Genomic DNA, 23,814 nt, shown 5'->3' with positions numbered 1-23,814 from the left:
GGTCACCGCTGTCCGGGCGCGGCGTCGAGCCGCCGCTCCAGTTTCTCGACGCGTGCGACGAGCGGCTGGATCTGCTGGCGCACCGCCGCGGCCAGCGCCTGTACCGGGTCGCCGTCCCCGGCGGCGGGGGTCTGGGCGCGCAGGTGCAGGTAGCCGGCCAGGGCCGCCGTCACGGCCCGCCGGACCAGCCGGGGCTCGGCGCCCAACGCCCGCAACACCTGCCCGGCGGTGCCGTCGGGCTCGGTGACCAGGCCCAGGAGCAGGTGTTCACAGCCCACGTAGTTGTGCCCCAGCGCGATGGCCTCGGTCGTCGTCAGTTCGAGCGCTCCGGCGGCGGGGGTGCTGGGGTGCAGCGAGTCCCGGCCCGTCGGGCCCTGCTCGGCGGCGGGGTGCCGGTCCAGCTCGCGCTGGACGTGTGCGGGGTCGATCTCCATCGCCCGCAGCACGTGCAGCGCCAGGTTCTGGCCCTCGGCGAGCATGCCGGCCAGCAGGTCGCCGGTGCCCACGGATGTCGCGCCAGCGGCGCGGGCCCGGTCGATCGCCAGCGTGACGACGGTGCGGGCCCGCGCGGTGAACCGGGGCAGCCGCTCGCCCAGGTCGTCGGCCCCCAGGTCGCCCAGGGCGGTCTGCCGGATGGCGGTGACCTGGCGTACGGCCTGTTCCAGCGCGCGCTGGCAGATCGCCGACACCGGCACGCCGCTGTCCCGGACCGCGTCGGCCAGCTCGTCGGGCAGGTACACATTGATCTTCGGCACAGTCGCCTCCCAGTGGGGTTAGCAACGGGTTATGAGATGGTTATACCCCCAGTGGGGACAGTTGCACCAGCGACTGTCTCCCCTCGACCGGCGCGGGACCCGCCAAGCCGCCGCGGGGGCGTGCCGCGGGGCCGAGCCGGGTCCCGGGACCTACCAAACGACCGTTAAGCTGACCGGGTGGGAACCAACGGGCTGTACCCCGCCGACCGGCTGGCCGCCGCGCAGCGCGCCACCGCCGCCGCCGGCCTCGACGCGCTGCTGCTCACCCCCGGCTCGGACCTGCGCTACCTCACCGGCTACGACGCACCCGCCGGGGAGCGGCTGACCTGCCTGGTGCTGCCCGCCCGGGGGGAGCCGACGCTGATCGTGCCCACCCTGGAACGCCCCGCCGCCGAGGCGTCCCCCGCCCCGGCCACCGGCGTGCGGATCGTCGACCACCCCGACGGCGCCGACCCGTACCCGCTGGTGACCGCCGCCCTCGACGGGCCGGTAGCGGCCGTCGGCCTGGCCGACCGGATGTGGGCCGAGCAGGTCCTCGCCCTGCGCGCCCTGCTGCCCGCCGCGGCGCAGCGCCTCGCCGGTGAGGTGTTGCGCGAGCTGCGCATCCGCAAGTCCCCGGCCGAGGTCGCCGCCCTCGCCGAGGCCGGCGCCGCCATCGACGCCGTGCACTCGCGAATGGGGCAGTGGCTGCGCCCCGGCCGCACCGAGGCCGAGGTGGCAGGCGACATCGCCGCCGCGATCGGCGCCGCCGGCCACGTCACCGTCGACTTCGTCATCGTCGCCGCCGGCCCCAACGGCGCCAGCCCGCACCACGGCACCTCCGACCGGCCGATCGGCGCCGGCGAACCCGTGGTGGTCGACATCGGCGGCACCATGCCGTCGGGCTACCGCTCCGACTGCACCCGCACGTACGTCGCCGGCGGCCCGCCCCCGGCCGAGTTCACCGACTACTACGCCGTGCTGCACGCCGCCCAGGCCGCCGCCGTCGCCGCGGTCCGCCCCGGCGTCACCGCCGAGGCCGTCGACGCCGCCGCCCGTGACCTGATCACCGCCGCCGGGTACGGCCCGGCGTTCCTGCACCGCACCGGCCACGGCATCGGGCTGGACGGCCACGAGGACCCGTACGTGGTCGCCGGCAACCCCCGGCCGCTGGAACCCGGCATGGCGTTCTCCGTCGAGCCGGGCATCTACCTCGCGGGCCGGCACGGCGCCCGGATCGAGGACATCGTCGTCTGCACGACGGACGGCGTGACCCGGCTCAACACCACCCCCACGGAGCTCATCGCGCTATGACTGTCGACCGGATCCTGCCCACCGACGAGGCCCACGACCTGCTCGCCCTGGCAACCGAACTCGCCGACCGGGAACTCGCGCCCCGGGCCGCCGGATTCGAGCAGCGTGCCGAGTTCCCCCGCGAGGTGCTGCGCACCCTCGGCCGCGCGGGCCTGCTCGGCCTGCCGTACCCCGAGGAGCACGGCGGCGCCGCCCAGCCGTACGAGGTCTACCTCCAGGTGCTGGAGATCCTCGCCAGCCGGTGGCTCGCCGTCGCCGAGGCGGTCAGCGTGCACACCCTCTCCTGCTACCCGCTCGCCCAGTTCGGCACCGACGAGCAGCGCAAGCTGCTGCCCGACATGATCGGCGGCGAGCTGCTCGGCGCGTACTGCCTCTCGGAGCCGCAGGGCGGCTCGGACGCGGCGGCGCTGACCACGCGGGCCGTCCGCGACGGCGGCTCCTACGTCGTGACCGGCACCAAGGCCTGGATCACCCACGCCCAGGTCGCGGACTTCTACAACGTCTTCTGCCGTACCGGTGGGCCCGGCCCGAAGGGCATCTCCTGCCTGCTGGCCGACCGGGACACCCCCGGCATCGCCCCGCAGGCCGCCGAGCGGACGATGGGCCTGCGCGCCTCCCCGGTGGCGCAGATCGCCTTCGACGACGTCCGGGTGCCGGCCGACCGGCTGATCGGCGGGGAGGGGGCGGGCTTCACCATCGCGATGTCCGCCCTGGACTCCGGCCGGCTCGGCATCGCCGCCTGCGCCGTCGGCCTGGCCCAGGCCGCCCTCGACTACGCGGTCGGCTACGCCCGCGAGCGGCAGCAGTTCGGCCGGGCCATCGTCGACTTCCAGGGCCTCGGTTTCCTCCTGGCCGACGCGGCCACCCAGATCTCCGCCGCCCGGGCCCTGACGCTGCACGCGGCCCGGCTGCGCGACGCCGGCCGGCCGTACTCGATCGAGGCGGCGAAGGCCAAGCTGTTCGCCAGCGACATGGCGATGCGGGTGACCACCGACGCGGTGCAGGTGCTCGGCGGTGCCGGCTACGTGGCCGACCACCCGGTCGAGCGGTACCTGCGGGAGGCCAAGGTGCTCCAGATCGTGGAGGGCACCAACCAGATCCAGCGCCTGGTCATCTCCCGGGACCTGGCGAGGGGCTAGCCCGCCCCGGGGGTGCCGCCTCCCGGGGCGGCGGCCAGGTCGCTGACCTGGTCGCGGACGCGGTGCGTGACCGGGTGGTCCGCTGGGTGTCACGCCCGGTGGGGTCGTCGTCGCGTGGGACCGCGTTTGCGGGTAGGTTGCACGCCGTGGAGGAGATCGACCGGGCCATCGTCGCGGCGCTGACCGCCGACGGGCGGCTGTCGTACACGGATCTGGCGGAGAAGGTGGGCCTGTCGGTGTCCGCGGTGCACCAGCGGGTCCGCCGGCTGGAACATCGCGGGGTGATCAAGGGGTACGCGGCCCGGGTGTCCTTCGAGGCGCTGGACCTGCCGCTGACCGCGTTCGTGGCGATCCGGCCGTTCGACCCGTCGCAGCCCGACGACGCCCCGGAACGGCTGGCCCACCTGCCGGAGATCGACTCCTGCTACTCGGTGGCGGGGGAGGACTTCTACCTGCTGCTGGTGCGGGTGGCCAGCCCGGCGGACCTGGAACGGGTGCTCCAGGAGATCCGCACCTCCGCGAACGTCACCACCCGCACCACGGTCGTCCTGTCCACCCCGTACGAGAACCGGCCGCCGAAGATCAGTGGCGAGCCGCCGACGCGTCGGCCCCGGGCGGCGGGGGAGCCGACTGGTTCCACCGCTGGATGACCCGTCGTCCGTGTTCGTGACCGAGCACGCTGACCGTGGCCGTGTCCAGCCGTAGCCGCCCGCCGGCGGCCGGCGGCAGCCCGATCCACCGGGCGCCGAGCACCCGCAGGCTGTGCGCGTGGCCGACGAGGGCGACGTCGCCGGAGTCGAGCAGGGCGGCGATCCGGCCGAGTACCCGGTCCAGCCGCTCGCCGACCTCGGCGGGGGACTCCCCGCCCGGGCAGCCGTCGGTCCAGATGTCCCAGCCCGGGCGGTCGGCCTGGATGTCGGCGGTGGTCCGGCCCTCGTACTCGCCGTAGTTCCACTCGGCCAGGTCCGGGTCGGTGGCGGTGACGGCCAGCCCGGCCAGCTGCGCGGTGCGCAGCGCCCGGGTGCGCGGGCTGGACAGCACCCGGGCGAATCGCCAGCCGCCGAGGACGCCGCCCAGCGCGCGGGCCTGGCGCTCGCCGTCGGGGGTGAGGTCCAGGTCGGTGTACGAGGTGTGCCGGCGGCTGGCGCTCCACTCGGTCTCGCCGTGCCGGACGAGCGTGATCTCTCCCATCCGCCCAGTCAACCAGGCCCCGCCGCCCACCGTTCCCGACTTCACCTAGCATCCTAGGATGCCGTACGGGGTATGCGGGCACACACGTTTCCGGCCCGCACCGGCCGGGCATACCCGATGTCGGAGCCGAATGGCCCGGACACCGCGGAGCAGAGGGGGAGTCCGAGATGAGCTTCACCGACAAGGCGAAGAACAAGGCCCAGGAGCTGGCCGGCGCCGCCAAGGAGCGGATCGGCGACGCCACCGACAACGAGCGGATGCGGGCCGAGGGCGCCACCCAGCAGAGCGACGCGCAGGCCCGGCAGATGGGCGAGCACGTCAAGGACGCCGGCCGGGACGCGTTCACGAAGTGACCCGACCACGGCGGGCCCGGAGCGGAACTGCTCTCCGGGCCCGCCGCTTCGTGTCCGGGGTGCCTGCGGACTTGCCGTTTCGGCAAACATATTTGCGGCGGTGCGGTCTGCCGGGGCAGGCTCGGGGCGGAGGTGGGTCCGATGACGGCGGATGTGGGCACGGAGCAGTTCTGGGAGGGGCACTACCGGTCGCGGGAGCGGGTGTGGAGCGGGCAGGTCAACGCCGCGCTCGCCGACGTGTTGACCGGGCTCGACGCGGACCTGCCGGCAGGCACCGCGCTGGACCTGGGCTGCGGCGAGGGAGCGGACGCCGTGTGGCTGGCGCGGCGCGGCTGGCGGGTGCGCGCGGTCGACGTGTCGCCGACGGCGCTCGCCCGGGCGGCAGCGCACGCCACGGAGGCGGGGGTGGGCCACCTGGTCGAGGTCGCCCGGCACGACCTGGAGTCGTCGTTCCCTGACGGGCGTTTCGACCTGGTGTCGGCGCAGTACCTACAGTCTCCGCTGGACTTCGCCCGGCACCGCGTGCTGCGCCTGGCGGCCGAGTCGGTGGCGCCGGGAGGTCTCCTGCTGATCGTGGAGCACGCGTCGGCGCCGGGGCACCACGTGGACCATCCCCGGTTCCCCACGCCCGAGGAGACCCTTACCGGGCTGGAGCTGGCACCGGGGGAGTGGGCCCGGCACCGGGTGGACGCCGTGCGGCGGACGGTGCCGGTCCCGAGCGGCGAGATCGTCACCGTCACCGACTCGGTGATCGCGATGCGCCGCCGGGGTGACCCTGCCGACATCGTCGTCCCGACGCAACACCTAGTGTCCTAGGACGCCATACGGGAAGTAACCCACCGCACCGAATCCGAAAACGAACCGGCCCCCGGCTGACGCCGGGGGCCGGACTCGGGGTCGAGCGACGGGACTCAGTCTTCGCGATGCTCGCGCCACCACTGCTGCCCGGAGGCGGGCAGCGTGTCGATCGGGTCGTAGTAGGCGTAGCGCTTGTTGAGCGCCTCCAGGTCGGCCGACTCGATCGAGGTGCGGTAGTTCTTCGTCCAGTACGAGATGCCGCGCTCGCGGTCGTACTCGGTGAGCATGTGCACCCAGCGCTTGCCGACGAACGGGACGTCGCAGACGATCCGCGGGGTGGCGTAGCCGGGCAGGTAGCCCATGATGTCGTGCTGGAGCTGCTGGGCGTGCCAGACGGGGACCCGCCAGTGCTCGGCGTTGGGGATCATGTCGCACATGTAGAAGTAGTACGGCAGGATGCCGGCCTCGCCCTGGAGCGCGAAACAGAGGTCGAGCAGGTCGGGGGCGGTGGCGTTGACGCCGCGCATGAGCACGCCCTGGTTTCGGACGTCCCGGACGCCGACGTCGAGAGCGGTCTGGGCGGCCCGGGCGACCAGCGGGGTGATCGACTGGGCGTGGTTGACGTGGGTGTGGATGGCCAGGTTGACGCCGCGTCGGGCGGCGGTGCGGGCGACCCGTTCCAGGCCTTCGACGACGTCGGGCTGGAGCCAGTGCTGGGGCAGGCCCATGAGGGCCTTGGTGGCGAGCCGGATGTCGCGGACGGTCTCCAGCTCCAGCAGCCGCATCAGGTACGACTCGAGGTTGCGCCACGGCACGTTGGCCACGTCGCCGCCGGAGACGACGACGTCACGGACGCCGGGGTGGGCCTTGAGGTAGGCGATGTGGGCGTCGTACCGGTCGACGGGCTTGAGGGTGAGTTTGAGCTTGTCGACGGCGGGGGTGGAGTTGCCGACGAGGTCCATCCGGGTGCAGTGCCCGCAGTACTGGGGGCAGGTGGAGAGCAGCTCGGCGAGGACCTTGGTGGGGTAGCGGTGGGTGAGGCCCTCGGCGACCCACATGTCGTGCTCGTGCAGGGAGTCGCGGCTGGCGTACGGGTGGGAGGGCCAGTCGGTGCGCCGGTCTGCGGCCACGGGGATCATGTAACGCCGGATCGGGTCGGCGAGGAACGCCTCGGTGGTCATCGGCGCGAACGGGACCATGGTGTTGATCATCTGTGGCGGCACCAGCATGGACATGGTGGCCAGGGCCTTCTGGTCGGCCTCGAGGTCCGTGTAGAAGGACTCGTCGACGGTGTCGCCGAGGACGGCGCGGAGCTGCTTGATGTTCTTGACGCAGTTGACGCGCTGCCACTGGGCGTTCTCCCACTGCTCGCGGGTGACATGGCGCCAGCCGGGGAAGCGGGTCCAGTCGGGTTCGACCAGGGGGCTGCGGCGGTATTCGTACGGCTGCCCGGCGGTCGGTACGGCGACCGGGGCGTGACGGGGTTGAGGGATGGTCTCAACCGGTTGGGTCTGGGTCACGGCCCCTCCTCGGTGCGTGGTGCGGATGATCAGCAGGCCGTAGGCTACTGGAAAATATCCGGTGAAGAAATTATTCTGCCGTAAGTTTTCCCGCGACGCGAGTCCTGGCCAGGGCTTCGGGCGGCTGGACAGGGGAGGTCGGCGTGACGTCACCGGTGGGTCTGCACCGCGTTGTCGAACCGGCGGGGGTGCTGCCGCAGGCGGCGTGGCGGCTGGACGCCAGTCCGACGATCGCGCCGAACGAGGTGCGGATCCGGGTCGAGCGGCTGAACCTGGACGCGGCGAGCTTCCGGCAGTTGTGGGAGAAGCACGGCGGGGACGGGGAGAAGGTCCGTGCCGAGGTCCTGGAGATCGTCTCCACCCGGGGCAAGATGCAGAACCCGGTGACCGGGTCGGGCGGGATGCTGATCGGCACCGTCGAGGAGGCGGGGCGGCGCTCCCCGCTGGGGCTGAAGGCGGGCGACCGGGTGGCGACGCTGGTGTCGCTGACGTTGACCCCGCTGACGATCACCGACGGGCTGGCCCGCTGGGACGGCCGTAGCGAGCAGGTGCCGTGCGACGGGTACGCGATCCTGTTCGCCCGGTCGATCGCGGCGGTGCTGCCGGCGGATCTGCACCCGGAGTTGTCCCTCGCCGTGCTGGACGTGTGCGGTGCGCCGGCGTTGACCGCGCGGGTGGTCCACGAGCATGTGCAGCGGCGGGAGTGGGAGTGCGATCCGACGCCGGTGAGTGTGGCGGTGATCGGCGGGGCGGGCAAGAGCGGGTCGTTGTCCCTGGCGGCGGCGCGTCAGGCGGGCGCGGGTCGTACGGTCGGGGTGGTGCCGGTGGCGGCGGAGCGGGACGCGTTGGTGGCGGCGGGCCTGGCCACGGAGGTGGCGTTGGCCGACGCGCGGGATCCGGTGGCGTTGTCGTCGGCGGTGACGGCGGCGCTGGGGGTGCCGGCGGACGTGACGGTGGTGTGCGTGGACGTGCCGGGCTGTGAGCACGGTGCGGTGCTGGCCACGGCGGACGGCGGGACGGTGATCTTCTTCTCGATGGCGACGAGCTTCGCCGCCGCCGCGCTGGGCGCGGAGGGGTTGGCGGCGGACGTGACGATGCTGGTGGGCAACGGGTATGTGCCGGGGCACGCGGAGCTGGCGTTGGGGTTGTTGCGGTCGGAGCCGGGCGTGCGTGGTCTCTTCGAGGCGCGGTTGGCGGCAGACTGAGAGCCATGACGAACCCCTCGACGACGCGCCCGGTGACGTTGTACCGCGGTGGCGTGCTGCATTGTCCGGCCGATCCGGGTGCCACCGCGCTGTTGGTGCGGGATGGGCGGATTGCCTGGTTGGGTGTCGACGCGGACGCGCCGGCGGCGGATCGGGTGGTGGATCTGGGCGGGGCGTTGGTGACGCCGGCGTTCGTGGACGCGCACGTGCACGCGACGGACACCGGGTTGGCGTTGTCGGGGCTGGACCTGTCGGGGGTGCGGTCGGCGGGTGGGTTGTTGGACGCCGTCGCGGGGTTCGCGGCGGGGCTGCCGGCTGATGCGGTGGTGCTGGGGCACGGCTGGGACGAGTCGGGTTGGGTGGACAGGGCGCTGCCGGACGGGGCCGGGTTGGGGCGGGCGGCGGGGGGTCGGCGGGTGTATCTGTCGCAGGCGTCGATCCATTCGGCGTTGGTGTCGGAGGCGATGCTGGCGGCGTGTCCGGAGGCGGCTGGGGCGTTGGGGTTCGACGCTTCGGGGTGGTTGCGGCGGGACGCGCACCACGTGGTGCGGGCGGCGGCGTTGGCGTCGGTGACGCGGGTGCAGCGGGTTGCCGCGCAGCGGGTGGCGTTGGCGCGTGCGGCGTCGTTGGGGATCGCGGCGGTGCACGAGTGTGGTGGGCCGGACATCTCTGACGAGGAGGACTTCGCGGGTCTGTTGGCGTTGTCGGGTGTCGGGGTGCCGGAGGTGTACGGGTACTGGGGTGAGTTGGGTGGTGCGGCGCGGGCCCGGGAGTTGGGTGCGGTGGGTGCCGGTGGGGATCTGTTCGCGGACGGGGCGTTGGGGTCGCGGACGGCGCATCTGTCGGGGGCGTACCTGGACGGGGAGCCGGGGGCGTGTGGGCACGGGTATGTGAGCGCGGAGCAGGTGCGTGACCATTTGTTGGACTGTGCGGCGCACGGGATGCAGGGCGGGTTCCACGCGATCGGGGACGCGGCGATCTCGACGGTGTTGGAGGGGTTCGCGGGGGCGGCGGAGCGGTTGGGCACGGACCGGGTGCGGGCGGCGCGGCATCGGGTGGAGCATGCGGAGCTCATGAGTAGGCGGTTGATCGCCGGGTTCGTGGAGTTCGGGATCGTGGCGAGCGTGCAGCCGGCGTTCGACCGGTTGTGGGGTGGCGCGGGTCGGATGTATGAGTCGCGGTTGGGGTTGGACCGGTCGTTGGAGTCGAACCCGGTGGGGGCGATGCACTCGGTCGGGGTGGCGTTGGCGTTCGGGTCGGATTCGCCGGTGACGCCGCTGGATCCGTGGGGTTCGGTGCGGGCGGCGGTGGCGCATCACAGTCCGGTGCAGCGGATGAGTGTGCGGGCGGCGTTCGCGGCGCATACCCGGGGTGGGTGGCGGGCGGTGCATCGCGACGGTGAGGGTGTGTTGGCGTTGGGGGCGGCGGCGACGTTCGCGGTGTGGGCGACGCCGGCGGGGGTGGATCGGGGTCTGCCGGTGTTGCAGGCGTCGGATCCGGAGGCGCGGGGTGCGGACGATGTGACGCCGTTGCCGGTGTGTCGGCGCACGGTGTTGCGTGGCGAGGTGATCTATGAGGAAGGGTCTGCGTGAGCGAGCGTAGCGAGCGAATCATCGATGCGGAACGGGCGCCTGTGGCGCCGTCGCCGAGTGTGGTGGGGGGCGGTGTGACGGGGAAGCTTGGTCTGGATCCGGTGCTGGTGGCGCGGGCGCGGGAGTTGGCGCGTCGGGCTGGGCGGCCGGTGGTGGAGATGGCCCGTGGTCATACGACGGTGTCGGTGGAGCGGGCGGTGCTGCGGTTGGCCGGGGTGACTGGTGCGGATCCGGACGGTATTCCGTGGGTGAACCGTCTGGTGGATGCGGTGGTCGCTGATGTGGGGTTGGGGCACGGGGTGGCGGTGCCGGTGTTCGATGCCCTGGTCCGGGAGCAGATCAGCGATGTGACGTTGTTGGCGCAGAAGGCTGCCGCCGGGTCGGTGCGGTTCGGCCAGCCGGTGGGGAGGTCGGCTACGGCGGCGCGGCGGGCCGCGCGGCGGGCGGTGGCGGCGGGGGTGCGGCGGATCGACCGGCGGCGGGCCGAGCGGGACCGGCTGGTGCGGCGGTACGGGGATCCGGCGCAGCGGCCGTGGATCTACCTGATCGTGGCGACGGGTGACATCTATGAGGACATTCCGCAGGCGCAGGCGGCGGCGCGGGCGGGTGCGGACGTGATCGCGGTGATTCGGTCGACGGGGCAGTCGTTGTTGGACTACGTGCCGGAGGGTGCGACGCGGGAGGGGTTCGCGGGGACGTACGCGACGCAGGAGAACTTCCGGTTGATGCGGGCTGCCTTGGACGAGTCGTCGAGGGAGTTGGGCCGGTATGTGCGGTTGACGAACTACGCGTCGGGTTTGTGTATGCCGGAGATGGCGACTCTGGCGGGGTTGGAACGTCTGGACATGATGTTGAACGATTCGATGTACGGGATTTTGTTCCGGGACATCAATCCGGTGCGGACGTTCGTGGACCAGCGGTTCTCGCGGCAGGTGCACGCGCGGGCGGGGATCATCATCAACACGGGTGAGGACAACTATCTGACCACGGCGGATGCGGTGGACGAGGCGCACACGGTGACGGTGTCGCAGTTGTTGAACGAGTACTTCGCGCATGAGGCGGGGTTGGCGGACTGGCAGTTGGGGTTGGGGCACGCGTTCGAGATCAATCCGGATGTGCCGGAGTCGTTCCGGCTCGAACTGGCGCATGCGTTGTTGGCGCGGGAGTTGTTCCCGGATGCGCCGTTGAAGTGGATGCCGCCGACGAAGCACATGACGGGGGATGTGTTCCGGGGGAATCTGCTCGACGGGTTCTTCAATCTGGTGGGGACGATGACGGGGCAGGGGATCCTGCTGGTGGGGATGATGACGGAGGCGGTGGTGACGCCGTGGCTGTCGGATCGGGACATCGCTTTGCAGAACGTGCGGTACGTGTTGGGTGCGGCGGGTGGGTTGCGGGAGGATTTCGTTCCGGCGCCGGGTGGGTTCATCCAGCAGCGGGCGAACCGGGTTCTGAGTGAGGCGGTGGAGCTGTTGGAGCGTATCGGTGAGCAGTCGTTGTTGTCGGCGATCGCCGAGGGGACGTTCGGGATCATGAAGCGGCCGGCGGATCGCGGTAAGGGCCTGTCGGGGGTGGCGGCGCACGAGGGTGACTACTACAACCCGGCGACGGAGATCCTGGAGCAGCCGGCATGACGGAGAAGCAGATCGTCCGGCCGTACGGGGACACCACCGGCGACGGGATGGTGCAGGTGTCGTTCACGTTGCCGGTGCCGCATGACAAGCGGGCCGAGGGCGCGGCGGTGCAGTTGGCGAACAAGATGGGCATCGACCCGGCGATGTTGGTGCACGCGAAGCCGATGAGTGACGGGTTCACGTTCTTCGTGGTGTATGGGCGGGTGAACCACCTGGTGGACCTGGCGGCGGTGCGGGTGGTGGAGCGGGACTTTCCGCTGCTGTCGGCCAAGGAGGTCAACGCGCTGGTGAAGCAGCGGTTGCGGCGGAAGTTGTCGGTGGTGGGGGCGTGTATTGGCACGGACGCGCACACGGTGGGCATCGACGCGATCCTGAACGTGAAGGGCATCGCCGGGGAGAAGGGCCTGGAGTACTACCGGGAGTTGAAGGTGTCGAACCTGGGGGCTCAGGTGAGTGTGCCGGAGTTGGTGGAGGCGGCGCGGGTGGAGCGGGCCGATGCGGTGCTGGTGTCGCAGGTGGTGACGCAGCGGGACGCGCATCTGCACAACACGCGGGAGATGTCGGCGGCGTTCCGGGAGGCGATGCCGGCGGGCCGGCGTCCGTTGTTGATCGTGGGTGGGCCGCGGTTCGACGAGTCGATGACGGGCGAGTTGGGCGTTGATCGGATTTTCGGGCGGGGGACCACGCCGGGTGAGGTGGCTTCCTATCTGGTGCACGCGTTGGTGACGAGCAAGAAGGCGAAGGCATGAGTGATTCTCGGGTCGGTCTGACGGTGATGCATCGGCGGTATGTGCCGTACTCGCATGCGCACTACGCGGGGAGTCTGGTGGACGGGGCGTACGCGTTGGGGTTGTTCGGTGATGTGGCGACGGAGGTGTGTATCCGTACCGACGGTGACGAGGGGTTGTTCGCGTCGTATTCGGATGTGCAGTTCCGGGCGCCGATGCGGGCGGGGGACGTGCTGGAGGTGACGGCGACGGTGACCCGGGTGGGGACGCGTAGCCGCACGATCGACTTCGAGGCGCGGGTGGTGTGTCGGGGTCGTCCGGACCGGTCGGAGTCGGCGGCGGAGGTCCTCGATCCGCCGGTGGTGGCGGTCACGGCGACCGGCACGGTGGTCGTGCCCGCGTCGGCGTGAGGGTCGCGGTCTGCGCCGACGTCGGGTCGACGTACACGAAGGCCGCGGTGGTGGATCTGGACTCCGGTCGGCTGGTGGCGGCGGGGTCGGCGCCGACGACGGTGGGCAGTGACGTGCTGCGTGGCCTGGACGCGGCGGTGGCGGCGGCGACGGCGGGCCTCGCGGTGGGTGACGCGCCGTGGTACGTGTGTTCGTCGGCCGGTGGTGGGTTGCGGCTGGCGGTGGTCGGCTACGAGCCGCTGGTGACGGCGCAGGCGGGTCGGCGGGTGGGGTTGTCGGCGGGGGCGAACGTGGTGCACGTGGCCGCCGGCCGGTTGGGTGCGGCGGGGTTGGCGGCGTTGCGGGCGGCTCGTCCGGACGTGGTGTTGCTGGTCGGGGGCACCGACGGCGGTGACGCTGAGGTGTTGACGCACAACGCGACCCGGCTGGCGCGGGCGCGGTGGCGGGTGCCGGTGGTGTTGGCCGGCAACGTGCAGGTGCGGGACGGGTTGGGTGCGCTGCTGGTGGGCGCGGGGGTGCCGGTGACGGTGGCGGACAACGTGCTGCCGCGGATCGGGGTGTTGGCGCCGGCGTCGGCGCGGGCGGCGATCCGGGAGGTGTTCCTGCGGCACGTCATCGGTGGGAAGCGGTTGTCGCGGGGGTCGCGGTTTGCCCGGTTGGTGCGGGCGGCCACTCCGGACGCGGTGCTGACGGGGGTGGAGGTCCTCGCCGACTCGGTCGGTGGTGATCTGGTGGTGGTGGACGTGGGTGGGGCGACCACGGACGTGTATTCGGTGTTGACGCCGGACGAGAGGGCCGACGGTCCGGGTCGGGAGGTGGCGGGGACGCTGTGGCGGGCCCGGACGGTGGAGGGGGATCTGGGGATGCGGTGGAGCGCCCCGGGGGTGGTGCGGGCGGCGGTGGAGGAGCGGCTGGTCGGCGGTGGCGAGGAGGCCGGGTTGGCGGCGGCGGCGCAGGTGCGGGCGGCGGATCCGGGGTTCCTGCCGGCGGGTGACGTGGAGCGGGAGGTGGATGCGCGGTTCGCCGGGTTGGCGGCGACGGTGGCGGTGCGGCGGCATGCCCGGGGTGGGGCGACGGGGGAGCGTGGGGGGCGGGATCTGCGGGACGTGCGGCTGTTGGTGGGTTCGGGGGGTGTGTTGCGTCACGTCGCGCCGGTGGTGTCGGCGGCGGTGTTGGGGGCGGTGTTGGGTGACCATGCGGGTGGCTGGCCGGTGCCGCGGGATGCCCGGCCGGTGGTGGACACCGACTATGTGCTGGCCGCGGGTGGGCTGTTGGCGGGGGACCATCCGGTGGCGGCGGTGGCGTTGTTGCGCCGGCACCTCGGCACGGATTGAGACACGCCGACGCGACACGCCGTGGTGAACGGCGCGACAGGCCGGTGGTGGGTTGACAGGGCCTGGGGTGCAGCACGTACCGTCTTTGAGTCCTACTACGGGAAGCGGCTGTTGTTCGCTTCGTCCCTTCGTCCGCTGGCCGAGTGACTTTCGAGTCGCGGCGGCCAGGTCCAGCGGGCGGGGGTCGGCGGGGCGGCGCGAACCGGCCGCGGTTACCGGTGTATGGGCAGGGTGAGGTGCACGGCCAGTAGACAACGGCCAGGCGGGGGCAGCCAGTCTTCCGTCGGGTCGGTCCGAAGGTCGGCGTGCCTGATTCTTGCCCCACCGGCCGGGAAGGGCCTGGGAGCATCGGGGCGCGGCAGTTGCCGCGCCCCGATTTCCGTTCCGCCCCGGGTGGGCGGTGCTGCGGCGGTGGGACGGGTAGCCTTCGGCGGTGTGATCGCAGGTGAGGTGCCGGTGACGGCTGTCGTGCAGAGCCCGTCGGGTCCGGCGGCCGGGGTGCAGGCCGGTCCTGGGGGGCCGTTGCCGTTGCGGGTGGCGTTGCCGTTGGCGGTGGCCGCCGGGTTGGCGATGCTGGTGGCGTTCCCCCCGTACGGGTGGTGGCCGGCCGCGTCGGTGGGGGTGGCGTTGCTGGGCGCGGCGGTGCACCGGCGTCGGGTGCGGGCCGGCGTGGGGTTGGGTTTCGTGGCGGGTGTGGCGTTGTTCGGTCCGCTGCTGTCGTGGACGAACCTGCACACCGGCCACCTGCCGTGGCTGTTGTTGTCGCTGTTGCAGGCCGGGTATGTGGCGGTGCTGGGTGGGGCCGCGGCGTACGCGTCGCCGCTGGTGGACCGGTGGCGGTGGTCGTGGCCGGCGCTGACCGGGGTGCTGTGGGTGGGGCAGGAGGCGCTGCGGTCGCGGGCCCCGTTCGGGGGGTTCCCGTGGGGCCGGTTGGCGTTCAGTCAGGACGAGTCCCCGGCGTTGCGGTTGGCCGCGGTGGGTGGGGCGCCGCTGGTGACGTTCGCCGTCGCCGTGGCCGGTGGTCTGCTGGTGGCGGCGGCATGGCGGCCCTGGCGGGGCGCGGCGGCGCGGTCGCGGTGGGTGGGGGCGGGTCTGGTGTGGGGCGCGGCCGGGGTGCTCGCGGTGGGGCTGCTGGTGCCGGTGGGGGTCGCCGGGGGTGGCGGCGCGGTGACCGTGGCGGTGGTGCAGGGCAACGTGCCGCGGCTGGGCCTGGACTTCAACGCCCAGCGGCAGGCGGTGTTGAACAACCACGTGCAGGCGACCCTCGACCTGGCCGCGCAGGTCGCGGCGGGGCAGCGTCCGCAGCCGGACCTGGTGGTGTGGCCGGAGAACGCCAGCGACATCGATCCGTTGCGTAGCCCGGTGGCGGGGCAGCGGATCAGCGAGGCCGCCGACACGGTGCGGGCGCCGATCCTGGTGGGGGCGGTGCTGGTGGGCCCCGGTGCGGGGCAGAGCCGCAACGCGGGGATCCTGTGGCGGCCGGGCAGCGGCCCGGACCTGGAGCAGATGTACACGAAGCGGCATCCGGTGCCGTTCGCCGAGTACGTGCCGCTGCGGGATGTGGCGCGGATGGTCAGCAAGGAGGTCGACCGGGTCCGCAGCGACATGGTGGCCGGTGACCGTGCCGGGGTGGTCGACGCCGGCCCGGCTGTGCTGGGTGACGTGATCTGCTTCGAGGTGGCCTACGACGGGCTGGTCCGGGACACCGTCACCGGTGGGGCGCAGTTGCTGGTGGTGCAGACCAACAACGCCACGTTCGACGTCGCCGAGGCCCGTCAGCAGTTGGCGATGGTGCGGTTGCGGGCGGTGGAGCACGGCCGTGCGTCGTTGATGGCCTCCACGGTCGGGGTGTCCGGGTTCGTCGCCCCGGACGGGCGGGTATCCGACGCCACCGGGTTCAACACCCGCGCCGTGGTGCTGCGCCAGTTGCGCCTCGGTGACGGGCGCACCGTGGCCACCCGGGTCGGGGTGTGGCCGGAGGCGGCACTGTCCGCCGCGGCGGTGGCCGCTCTGGCCGGGGCGGTGTGGCTGCGTCGGCGGCGGTCGGCGGTCGCCCGGTAGCGACACGTCGGCGGCGCGTCGGCGGGGGCGGAGGAACGGTGAGCGGAGCGGCGGGTGTGCGGCGGCCGGGGCTGGGGCGGGTGCTGGTGGTCATCCCCACCTACAACGAGGCTGACAACGTGTCCCCGATCGTGGCGCGGGTCCGCGCCGCCGCCCCGGACGTGGACGTGTTGATCGCCGACGACAACAGTCCCGACGGCACGGGGACGATCGCCGACGCGCTCGCCGCCACCGACGGGCGGGTGCGGGTGCTGCACCGGCCGGGTAAGCAGGGCCTCGGCGCCGCCTACCTGGCGGGGTTCGGGTGGGCCCGGGAGCGCGGTTACGACGCGGTGGTGGAGATGGACGCCGACGGTTCGCACGCCCCGGAGGACCTGCCGCGGCTGCTGGCCGCCGCCGGGAACGCCGACGTGGTGATCGGTTCGCGTTGGTGCCGGGGCGCGAGGGTGGTGGACTGGCCGCTGCGGCGGCTGCTGCTGTCGCGTTGCGGGAACCTGTACGCGCGCCTGGCGTTGGGGATGCCGGTGGCCGACGCGACCGGCGGGTACCGGGTGTACCGGTTGGCGGCCTTGGACGCGGTGGATCTGGGGTCGGTGTGTTCGCAGGGATACTCGTTCCAGGTGGAGTTGTCGCGGCTGGCGCATCGGGCGGGCGCACGGATCGTGGAGGTGCCGATCACGTTCGCCGAGCGGGAGCGGGGGGCGAGCAAGATGAGCCCGTTGATCGTCGCGGAGGCGTTGTGGCGGATCAGCGTGTGGGCGGTGCAGGACCGGCGGGCGGCGTGGCGGCGTGGGGTGCACGGCACCCGCGATGGTCAGGTGCGGTGGCCGTGAGCGGCGGCGTGTCATGCTTGGACGGGCGGGATGTCGGGACGGCCGATGGGGTGAGATGCGCCGAGGACTGAGATTTGTGCCGGTGGCGGCGCTGCTGGCGGTGGCGGCGGAGCTGGCGGTGTTCGTCGGGGTGGGCCGGCTGGTCGGGTTCGGGTCGGCGGTGCTGCTGGTGTTCGCGGCGTCGCTGCTGGGGCTGGTGTTGTTGCGGCGGGAGGGCATGCGGGCGTGGCGGGGTTTCCGGGCGGCGGCGCAGGCCGGTCAACCGCCGGGCCCGCAGGTCACCGACGGGCTGGTCGGGTTGTTGGGGGCGCTGCTGTTGGCGGTGCCGGGCCTGGTCACGGGCGTGGTGGGGGCGTTGCTGCTGGTGCCGCCGGTGCGGCGGCTGACCCGGGCCGGGGTGCGGCGGGCCACGGAGCGGCGGGTGTCGTCGATGGTGGCCGGTGACCTGTTCGGGCCGCGGGTGGTGCGGGTGCGCCGCGCGGGCCAGCCCACCCCGCCCGGTCAGTCGCCGGCCGGCCCGGCCGAGCCGAGCGTGGTCGACGGTGCCATCGAGGGGGAGATCGTCGAACCCGGCCGTTGAGGCGGTGAGCGGTCGACGAAACAGCCGAAACGCCCCGGAAGATCCCTTCCGGGGCGTTTCGGCTGTTTAGCGGGTCAGGCGCGGCCGCGGCGGGTGCGGACCTCCTGCAGCCGCTCGGCGAGGATGTCCTCCAGCTCGGCGATGGAACGGCGTTCCAGCAGCATGTCCCAGTGGGTGCGCGGCGGCTTGGCCTTCTTCTGCTCCGGCTCGCTGCCGTCGACCAGCCGGGCGACGCTGCCGTCGAACTTGCACTCCCAGGTGGTGGGGACCTCCGCGTCCACGGCGAACGGCACCTCGAACTGGTGGCCCTTGGCGCAGAGGTACTCGCGGGTCTGACGCGGCGCGAGCTCCGTGTTGCGGTCGGATTCGTAGCTGACCGCGCCCAGACGGCTTCCGCGCAGCATGCGCTCGCCCATGATCGACTTCCCCTCGCTCGTGGTGCTGTCTTCTCGTGTAACGGTCCGTGCCGGCCGGGCCATTCCCCGCCCGCCCTGGCGGGCCGGAACCCGCCCACCCGGCCGTCGCCCTGCAAGGGTAGCCGGACAGGACATGCACCCGGCGGGGTCGCCCCGGCCGGGTCGAGTCGGTGGGAGTGTTTCGGCGGTCTACGGGGATGTTACCCAACCCCAGCCGCGCGGAGGTGTCGATGCCCCGTGACGCGCCGCCCGCCGGCCTCGGCCACCCCGGCGCCCTGGCCACCCTGTTTCCTCACCATGTGGGAGCTACGGCATGCGGGCGGTCCTGGTGGCTGTACCTGACCGCCGCGGTCGCCGACGACGGCCTCGGCCTGCGCCGGTCCAGCGGTGCTGGCAGGCCCCGGTCGGACACGTCAGCGCGGTGCGGCGCCCAACCGGGCCAGCGCGGCGGCCAGGTCGCTGACCTGGTCGACGAGCTGCGCCGAGCGTCGCTGCGCGGCGTCCCGGTCGGCCTCGGCCGCGCCGAGGCGGGCCTCCAGCTCACCGAGGCGGCCCTGCCCGGCAGCCGCCGTCTCCCGGGCCGCGGCGAGCTGGGCGGCGACGGCGTCGCGGGCCGCCTCGGCCTCGGCCAGCCGTGCCGACAACGCCGCCGCCTCCTGCCGGCACGCCGTCGCCTCGGCCTGCGCCTGCTCGGCGGCGCGGCGGGCCTCGCCGGCGTCGGCGCGCCGCCGGTCGGCCTCCTCGCGGGCCCGCGCGGCCTCGACGCGCGCCGCCTCGGCCCCCTCTGCGGAGCGCCGCGCGTCGGCGCGGGCCCGCTCGGCGTCGGCGTCGGCCTGCCCGGCCCGCCGCCGTGCCTCGTCCGCCGTGTCGGCGGCGCGGCGGGCGTCGGCGGCGGCGGCGTCGCGCTCGGCGGTCAGGTCGGCGGCCCGCCGCCGTTCGGTGTCCCGTTCGCCGGTCACCGTACGCAGCTCGTGCCGGGCGGCGTCGCGGTCCCGTTCGGCCTGCACCCGCAGCGCCTGCGCCGCCCCGTTGTCGCGGCGCGCGCAGTCCCGGGCCGCCTCGGCGGCGTCGGCCCGCTCCCGGGCCTGGACGGCGTCGGCCTCGGCACGTTCGGCCCGCTCGCGGGCCGCGTCGGCCTCGGCTGCGGCCGTGTGGGCCTCCTGGCGGGCCCGGGCGGAGCCCGCCGCCGCGTCCTCGGCGTCGCGGCGGGCCTCGTCGCGTTCGGTGTGTGCCTGGGCCAGCTCGGCGGCGGTCTCGGCGCGTAGCTGCGCCAGCTGCCGCTCCACCCCGGCCGGGGACAGCTCCGCGTGCAGCGCCTCGGTGAGGGTCTCCACCACCTGGTCGAGCCGGTCCACGGCCTCCCAGGTGCGGGCGACCTGCCCGGGCAGGCCGGGGGCGTTGCGGTGCCGCATCCGGTTGTTGCGTGAGGCCCGCTGGCAGGCGCCGTCGTTGTCCCGGCAGTAGCGGAACGGCCGGCCCGCGCCGGCCCGCTGTGGCACGTCCCGGCCGCAGTGCGCGCAGGGACGGGTCTCGGTGGGGGAGGGCTGGGCGTCCATCGAGGCGGAAGTCTAGCGACGCCGCCGGCCCGGCCCCGCGTCGCGCACCGCCGGTCCCGGGCCGCGCGTCCGTTCGTCCGGCGCCGGCCCGCCGGTGCGTGCGGCGCCGGGGGCCGGGTCGACACCCGTGCCGGGCGGGCTGGTCAGCCGGCGGCTCGGGCCGCGCCGTCGAGGGTGTAGCGGCGCTGTGCCAGCACCGCGGCGAGCATCAGCGCGGCCGGCAGCAGCCCGAAGCCGTACCGGATCGCCGCGAGCGCCGCGTCCGGCTGGGCGACCTGGTCGCCGCCGGCCGAGGCGACGAACCCGCCGGCGGCCAGGCACAGCGCGTACGCGTACGGGCCCAGCGCCGCGCCGGTGGCCTCGGTGGCCGTCCAGACCCCGGTGTAGGTGCCCGCGCCGGTGGCACCGGCGGCGCGGATGACGTCGGGCACCATCGCGAACGGCAGCAGCTGCATCCCGGCGAACGACACCCCGAGCACCGCCACCGCCGCGACCAGCACCGGCAGGCCCGCCGGTCGGCCCACGGCGAGCACCAGAGACCCGGCGGCGAACCCGCCCTGCGCGGCCAGCAGTGCCCGCTGCTTGCCGACCCGGCGGGCCACCGCCAGCCAGCCGGGGGTGACCAGCAGCGCCGGGGCGACGAACGCCGCGACGAGCACGGTGGTCAGCGCGGGGCGGCCCAGCTCGTACTCGGCGTAGTACGGCACCCCGGCGAGCACCAGGTGCGTGGTGGTCGACATCGCCAGGTACGCGATCACCAGCCAGCGGAACTGCCCGTCGCGCAGCGCCGCCAGCAGCGCCGGCCACCCGCCCGGGGTGTGGCCCTCGCCCGAGGTCCCGGCGGCCCGGCGCAGCCGGCCGATGCCCGCCATCCCGACCAGCATCGCCGCGAGGGTGCCCGCGCCCAGCAGCAGTCCCATCCGCTGGTAGCCGGCCCGCGTCGCGGTGTCCCCGCCGGTCAGCACCGGTGCCAGCAGGCCGGCGACCAGGATCCCGGCGGTGAGCACCACCATCCGGAACGCCATCAGCCGGGTCCGTTCGTGATAGCCGATCCGCAGGTCCGCCGGGGTGGCCAGATAGGGCACCTGGTAGGCGGCGAAGAGCAGGTTCCCGGCGACGAAGCACACCGCCACCCAGCCGGCCGCCGGCGCGCCGGTGAGCCCGCCGGGAACGGCGAACAGCGCGGCGAACGCCGCCGGCAGCAGGCAGCCGACCAGCAGTAGGCGCCGCCGGTCGCCGCGGCGGGCCTGCTGCACGTCGCAGCGGTGCCCCACCCAGGGGTGCAGCAGCACGTCGGCGACCTTCGGCGCCAGCAGCGCCAGGCCGGCCAGCCACGGCGGCACGGCGAGGACGTCGGTGAGGAAGTACAGCAGCAGCAAACCGGGTACGGTGACCCAGACGCCCATGCCGAGAGAGCCGGTGGCGAAGCCGAGCAGCGGCCCGCGCGGCAGGTGGGTGCCCGGTGCGCGGTCGCGGGTGTCGAGCCCGGTCATAGCTCTGCGTCCCTTCGGCGGCACGCCGCCCCCAAATCCAACGGTTGCTGGATTGTAGGGGGACAATGGCGGCCGTGACCATGCCACGACGGCGACCGGGCCGGCCCCGGCGCTCCGAGACCCGTGACACCCGCGAGGTGGTGCTCACCGCCGCCACCGCGCTGTTCGCCGCCCGCGGCTTCGACGCCGTCGGGCTGCGGGAGGTCGCCGCCGCCGCCGGCGTCGACGTGGCCACGGTCTCCCACCACACCGGTACGAAGGCGCAGCTCTACGACGCCTGCTTCGCCCGGGTGTTCGCCGCCGAGCGGGCGGTGCTGGAGGCCGCGGCGGCGCGCGCCCGCGACGCCCTCGACGCCGGGCCGCAGCAGGCGCTGCGCGCCCTGCACGACATGCTCGACGTGTTCGTCGACTTCCTGGAGGCCCGCCCGGAGACCACCGCGCTGTGGCTGCGCCGCTGGCTGGAGCCGAACCGGCACGCCGAACTGGACCAGCGCTACGCCGCTCCCCTGTACGACCTGGTGGAGGAGTTGCTGGCCGCCGTCGCGGCCGGCGGGGCGCTGGTCGAGCCGACCCCGCACGTCACGGTGCGTAGCCTGGTGTGGGCGGTGCACGCGCACGTGGTGGCGCTGGCCAGCCCCGGGGGGTCGCCGGCGCGGGAGCGGCGGGAGTTCCGGGCGTTCCTGCGCCGGCTGCTCGTCGCCCTGTATGGCCCGACCGGCTTGACGAGCGGGCCCTGACCCACGCATTATCCGACAGACGTTGGATTAACCGTCGGGAGGGGACCGCATGGGGGCACCGCCACGGGTCGCGGTCGTCGGCGCCGGCGCCGCCGGCCTGGCCACCCTCAAGGCCCTCGCCGACGCCGGCGTCCCCGCCGTGGCCTACGAGGCCGCCGACACCGTCGGCGGCCTGTGGGTGTACGGGGCCCCCGACTCGCCCGCATACCGCACCCTGCACCTGAACACCAGCAAGACCCGCACCCAGTTCGCCGACCACCCCATGCCGGCCCACTGGCCCGACTACCCCGACCACACCCGGATCGCCGGCTACCTGCACGACTACGCGCGACGCTTCGGACTGCTCGACGCCGTCGCGCTGCGGCACACCGTCACCCGCGTCGCCCCCGGCGCCGACGGCCGCTGGGCGGTCCGGGCCACCGGCCCGGACGGCCCCGTCGAGGTCGACGTGGAGGCGGTCGTCGTCGCCAACGGCCACAACCGGGTGCCCCGCCCGCCCGCGCCCGGCTACCCCGGCGACTGCGCCGCCGAACAGCTGCACAGCCACGACTACCGGGGCCCCGAGCAGCTCACCGGCCGGCGCGTCCTGGTCGTCGGCGGCGGCAACTCCGCCATGGACATCGCCGTGGACGCCTCCCACGCCGCCCGGCGCACCCTGCTGTCCCTGCGCCGCGGGGTGTGGGTGGTGCCCAAGTACCTGCTCGGCCGCCCGTCGGACACCCTCAACGGGGCGCTGGCGCGCCGGCTGCCCTGGCGGCTGCGCCAGCGGATCAGCCAGGCCATGCTCGCCGCCACCGTCGGCCCACCGCCCCGCTACGGCCTGCCCGCCCCCGCCCACGGTTTCCTCCAGGACCACCCCACCCTCTCCGACGCGCTGCTGTCCCGGCTCACCCACGGCGCCGTCGAGGCCCGCCCCGGCATCGCCGCGTTCCACGGCGACCGGGTCGAGTTCACCGACGGCCGCATCGACGAGGTCGACCTCGTCGTGTGGTGCACCGGCTACCGGGTCGCCGTCGACTTCCTCGACCCGGCGCTGCTCGGCGCCGGCCCCGACACCCTCCCGCTGTACCGGCACGTGTTCCACCTCGACGCCCCCGGCCTGGCGTTCGTCGGGCTGATGCAGTCCACCGGCGCCGCGTTCCCCCTGGTCGAGGCGCAGGCCCGGCTCGTCGCCGCGCACCTGGCGGGCCGGTACGCCCTGCCCGACGCGGACCGCCAGCGCGCCGCCTGCCGGGCCGAGCTGCGCGCCGCCACCGCCCGGTGGGGCCAGCGGCGGCCGGCGATGCGGGTCGACTTCGACGCGTACCTGGCCGACCTGCGCCGGGAACTGGCCGCCGGCGTCCGCCGGGCGGCGCGATGAGCGCCCTGACCGGCCGCCGGGTCGTCGTCACCGGTGCCCGGGGCACCTTCGGACGCGAGCTGTGCGCGACCCTGGCCGCCGCCGGCGCCCACGTCGTCGGCCTCGACCTGCACCCCGGCACCACCGCCGGAGTGCCGGTGCTCGGCGCCGACCTGACCGACCAGGACGCCACGACCGCCGTCGTGGGTGCCGCCGTCGGCCGGCTCGGCGGCCTCGACCTGCTCGTCAACAACGCCGGCGTCGGCGGACCCGCCCCCGCCGAACTGGCACCCGACGACACCGTGCGCCAGCAGATCGAGGTGAACCTGCTCGCCGCGTGGCGGACCACCGCCGCCGCCCTGCCCGCCCTCGTCGACGCCCACGGCCGGGTGATCTTCGTGGCCAGCCGGATGGCGGTCCTGCCGTTGCCCCTCGCAGCCGCGTACGGGGTCAGCAAGCGGGCCCTCGTCGCGTACGCCGACGCGCTGCGGCTGGAGGTCGGCACCCACGTCGGGGTCAGCGTCGTCTACCCCAGCATGGTGGCCTCACCCATCCACGACAGCACCGCCCGTGCCGGCCTGTCCCTGCGGGGGGTGTCCCGGCTGGAACCCGTCGAAGGCGTCGTCGCGGCGATCCTGCGGGCCGCCACCGCCCGCCGCGCCCCCCGGGACGTGGCCACCACCACCCGGGGCCGCCTCGAACTGGCCCTGGCCCGACACGCGCCCGCGCTCGCCGACCGCCTCGTGCGGCGTACCGTCGCCGGTCGGGTCGCCGCCGGTGACCTCGACGGCGCGCCGTTGGCCGAGGGCCTCGTCCGCCGCCACCGCGACGCCGCCGGCTGACCAGC

Annotated in this window: 23 protein-coding genes; 17 read left to right on the top strand and 6 right to left on the bottom strand. The window is 74.1% G+C overall.

Annotation, left to right across the window (positions count from 1 at the left end):
- Positions 1-2: 2 nt before the first annotated feature.
- Positions 3-755: a Clp protease N-terminal domain-containing protein gene (locus C5N14_RS23155; RefSeq protein WP_117670552.1), complete on the bottom strand. Its 753-nt coding sequence runs from the start codon at positions 753-755 to the stop codon at positions 3-5.
- A 177-nt stretch (positions 756-932) separates the two neighbouring features.
- Here C5N14_RS23155 and C5N14_RS23150 point away from each other — a divergent pair, with 177 nt between their 5' ends.
- The 3 genes from C5N14_RS23150 (at position 933) to C5N14_RS23140 (ending at position 3,837) form a co-directional block, all read left to right on the top strand.
- Entirely contained in the window at positions 933-2,048 is a 1,116-nt protein-coding gene (locus C5N14_RS23150) for a Xaa-Pro peptidase family protein (RefSeq protein ID WP_117670550.1), read from the top strand.
- The gene (locus C5N14_RS23145) at positions 2,045-3,187 is read left to right on the top strand and encodes an acyl-CoA dehydrogenase family protein (protein WP_117670548.1); all 1,143 of its coding nucleotides are present in this window, start codon (positions 2,045-2,047) and stop codon (positions 3,185-3,187) included. The genes C5N14_RS23150 and C5N14_RS23145 overlap by 4 nt, the downstream gene beginning before the upstream one ends.
- 146 nt (positions 3,188-3,333) lie before the next feature.
- Positions 3,334-3,837 (top strand): Lrp/AsnC family transcriptional regulator, encoded by a 504-nt coding sequence (locus C5N14_RS23140; RefSeq protein ID WP_117670546.1) that lies wholly within the window; start codon positions 3,334-3,336, stop codon positions 3,835-3,837.
- Here the strand turns inward: C5N14_RS23140 and C5N14_RS23135 are convergent.
- On the bottom strand, positions 3,770-4,378 hold the full coding sequence (locus tag C5N14_RS23135; protein WP_117670544.1) for a histidine phosphatase family protein: 609 nt from the start codon (positions 4,376-4,378) through the stop codon (positions 3,770-3,772). The two genes, C5N14_RS23140 and C5N14_RS23135, sit on opposite strands and share 68 nt — an antisense overlap.
- Before the next feature lie 167 nt (positions 4,379-4,545).
- Between C5N14_RS23135 and C5N14_RS23130 the strand changes: the two genes are divergently transcribed.
- Both C5N14_RS23130 and C5N14_RS23125 read left to right on the top strand, forming a co-directional pair.
- Complete coding sequence (locus tag C5N14_RS23130) at positions 4,546-4,731, top strand: CsbD family protein (protein WP_117670542.1); 186 nt, start codon at positions 4,546-4,548, stop codon at positions 4,729-4,731.
- Positions 4,732-4,872: 141 nt separating this feature from the next.
- Complete coding sequence (locus C5N14_RS23125; RefSeq protein ID WP_117670540.1) at positions 4,873-5,547, top strand: bifunctional 2-polyprenyl-6-hydroxyphenol methylase/3-demethylubiquinol 3-O-methyltransferase UbiG; 675 nt, start codon at positions 4,873-4,875, stop codon at positions 5,545-5,547.
- A 95-nt stretch (positions 5,548-5,642) separates the two neighbouring features.
- Here the strand turns inward: C5N14_RS23125 and C5N14_RS23120 are convergent, their stop codons facing one another.
- Positions 5,643-7,049, bottom strand: a complete 1,407-nt coding sequence (locus C5N14_RS23120) for a KamA family radical SAM protein (RefSeq protein WP_117670538.1) — start codon at positions 7,047-7,049, stop codon at positions 5,643-5,645.
- A gap of 155 nt (positions 7,050-7,204) precedes the next feature.
- On the opposite strand from C5N14_RS23120, the gene C5N14_RS23115 reads away from it, so the two are divergent.
- The 9 genes from C5N14_RS23115 (at position 7,205) to C5N14_RS23075 (ending at position 17,426) form a co-directional block, all read left to right on the top strand.
- Positions 7,205-8,254: a zinc-binding alcohol dehydrogenase gene (locus tag C5N14_RS23115; protein WP_207892847.1), complete on the top strand. Its 1,050-nt coding sequence runs from the start codon at positions 7,205-7,207 to the stop codon at positions 8,252-8,254.
- Between the two features lie 5 nt (positions 8,255-8,259).
- Positions 8,260-9,846, top strand: a complete 1,587-nt coding sequence (locus tag C5N14_RS23110) for an amidohydrolase (protein ID WP_117670534.1) — start codon at positions 8,260-8,262, stop codon at positions 9,844-9,846.
- A gap of 74 nt (positions 9,847-9,920) precedes the next feature.
- Positions 9,921-11,480 carry a lysine 5,6-aminomutase subunit alpha gene (locus C5N14_RS23105; protein ID WP_117670668.1) on the top strand — a complete coding sequence of 520 codons (1,560 nt, stop codon included), beginning with the start codon at positions 9,921-9,923 and terminating at the stop codon, positions 11,478-11,480.
- Positions 11,477-12,229, top strand: a complete 753-nt coding sequence (locus C5N14_RS23100) for an OAM dimerization domain-containing protein (RefSeq protein ID WP_117670532.1) — start codon at positions 11,477-11,479, stop codon at positions 12,227-12,229. The genes C5N14_RS23105 and C5N14_RS23100 overlap by 4 nt, the downstream gene beginning before the upstream one ends.
- On the top strand, positions 12,226-12,618 hold the full coding sequence (locus C5N14_RS23095) for a hotdog domain-containing protein (RefSeq protein ID WP_117670530.1): 393 nt from the start codon (positions 12,226-12,228) through the stop codon (positions 12,616-12,618). The genes C5N14_RS23100 and C5N14_RS23095 overlap by 4 nt, the downstream gene beginning before the upstream one ends.
- Positions 12,615-13,952 (top strand): glutamate mutase L, encoded by a 1,338-nt coding sequence (locus C5N14_RS23090; protein WP_117670528.1) that lies wholly within the window; start codon positions 12,615-12,617, stop codon positions 13,950-13,952. Before C5N14_RS23095 ends, C5N14_RS23090 begins: the two co-directional genes overlap by 4 nt.
- Before the next feature lie 468 nt (positions 13,953-14,420).
- Positions 14,421-16,013: an apolipoprotein N-acyltransferase gene (lnt, locus tag C5N14_RS23085; RefSeq protein ID WP_243639969.1), complete on the top strand. Its 1,593-nt coding sequence runs from the start codon at positions 14,421-14,423 to the stop codon at positions 16,011-16,013.
- 38 nt (positions 16,014-16,051) lie between these two features.
- A complete protein-coding gene (locus C5N14_RS23080; RefSeq protein WP_165878202.1) occupies positions 16,052-16,846 on the top strand; it encodes a polyprenol monophosphomannose synthase in 795 nt (264 codons plus the stop codon).
- Between the two features lie 55 nt (positions 16,847-16,901).
- Positions 16,902-17,426 carry an FxsA family protein gene (locus C5N14_RS23075; RefSeq protein WP_117670524.1) on the top strand — a complete coding sequence of 175 codons (525 nt, stop codon included), beginning with the start codon at positions 16,902-16,904 and terminating at the stop codon, positions 17,424-17,426.
- A 74-nt stretch (positions 17,427-17,500) separates the two neighbouring features.
- Here the strand turns inward: C5N14_RS23075 and C5N14_RS23070 are convergent, their stop codons facing one another.
- The 3 genes from C5N14_RS23070 to C5N14_RS23060 form a co-directional block, all read right to left on the bottom strand.
- Complete coding sequence (locus tag C5N14_RS23070) at positions 17,501-17,842, bottom strand: RNA polymerase-binding protein RbpA (RefSeq protein WP_046564157.1); 342 nt, start codon at positions 17,840-17,842, stop codon at positions 17,501-17,503.
- A gap of 413 nt (positions 17,843-18,255) precedes the next feature.
- A complete protein-coding gene (locus C5N14_RS23065; RefSeq protein WP_117670522.1) occupies positions 18,256-19,398 on the bottom strand; it encodes a hypothetical protein in 1,143 nt (380 codons plus the stop codon).
- Positions 19,399-19,541: 143 nt separating this feature from the next.
- Positions 19,542-20,891: an MFS transporter gene (locus tag C5N14_RS23060; protein ID WP_117670520.1), complete on the bottom strand. Its 1,350-nt coding sequence runs from the start codon at positions 20,889-20,891 to the stop codon at positions 19,542-19,544.
- An 80-nt stretch (positions 20,892-20,971) separates the two neighbouring features.
- On the opposite strand from C5N14_RS23060, the gene C5N14_RS23055 reads away from it, so the two are divergent.
- From C5N14_RS23055 to C5N14_RS23045, 3 genes are read left to right on the top strand one after another with little or no spacing between them, the layout of a single operon-like run.
- Positions 20,972-21,628 carry a TetR family transcriptional regulator gene (locus C5N14_RS23055; protein WP_117670665.1) on the top strand — a complete coding sequence of 219 codons (657 nt, stop codon included), beginning with the start codon at positions 20,972-20,974 and terminating at the stop codon, positions 21,626-21,628.
- Between the two features lie 49 nt (positions 21,629-21,677).
- Positions 21,678-22,988: an NAD(P)/FAD-dependent oxidoreductase gene (locus tag C5N14_RS23050; protein WP_117670518.1), complete on the top strand. Its 1,311-nt coding sequence runs from the start codon at positions 21,678-21,680 to the stop codon at positions 22,986-22,988.
- Complete coding sequence (locus tag C5N14_RS23045) at positions 22,985-23,809, top strand: SDR family oxidoreductase (RefSeq protein ID WP_117670516.1); 825 nt, start codon at positions 22,985-22,987, stop codon at positions 23,807-23,809. Before C5N14_RS23050 ends, C5N14_RS23045 begins: the two co-directional genes overlap by 4 nt.
- Positions 23,810-23,814 lie beyond the last annotated feature (5 nt).

This window comes from Micromonospora sp. MW-13, assembly GCF_003434305.1.
Taxonomy (GTDB): domain Bacteria; phylum Actinomycetota; class Actinomycetes; order Mycobacteriales; family Micromonosporaceae; genus Micromonospora.
Note: the sequence above shows the minus strand (reverse complement) of the source record. Positions and strands in the feature narration are given on the sequence as shown.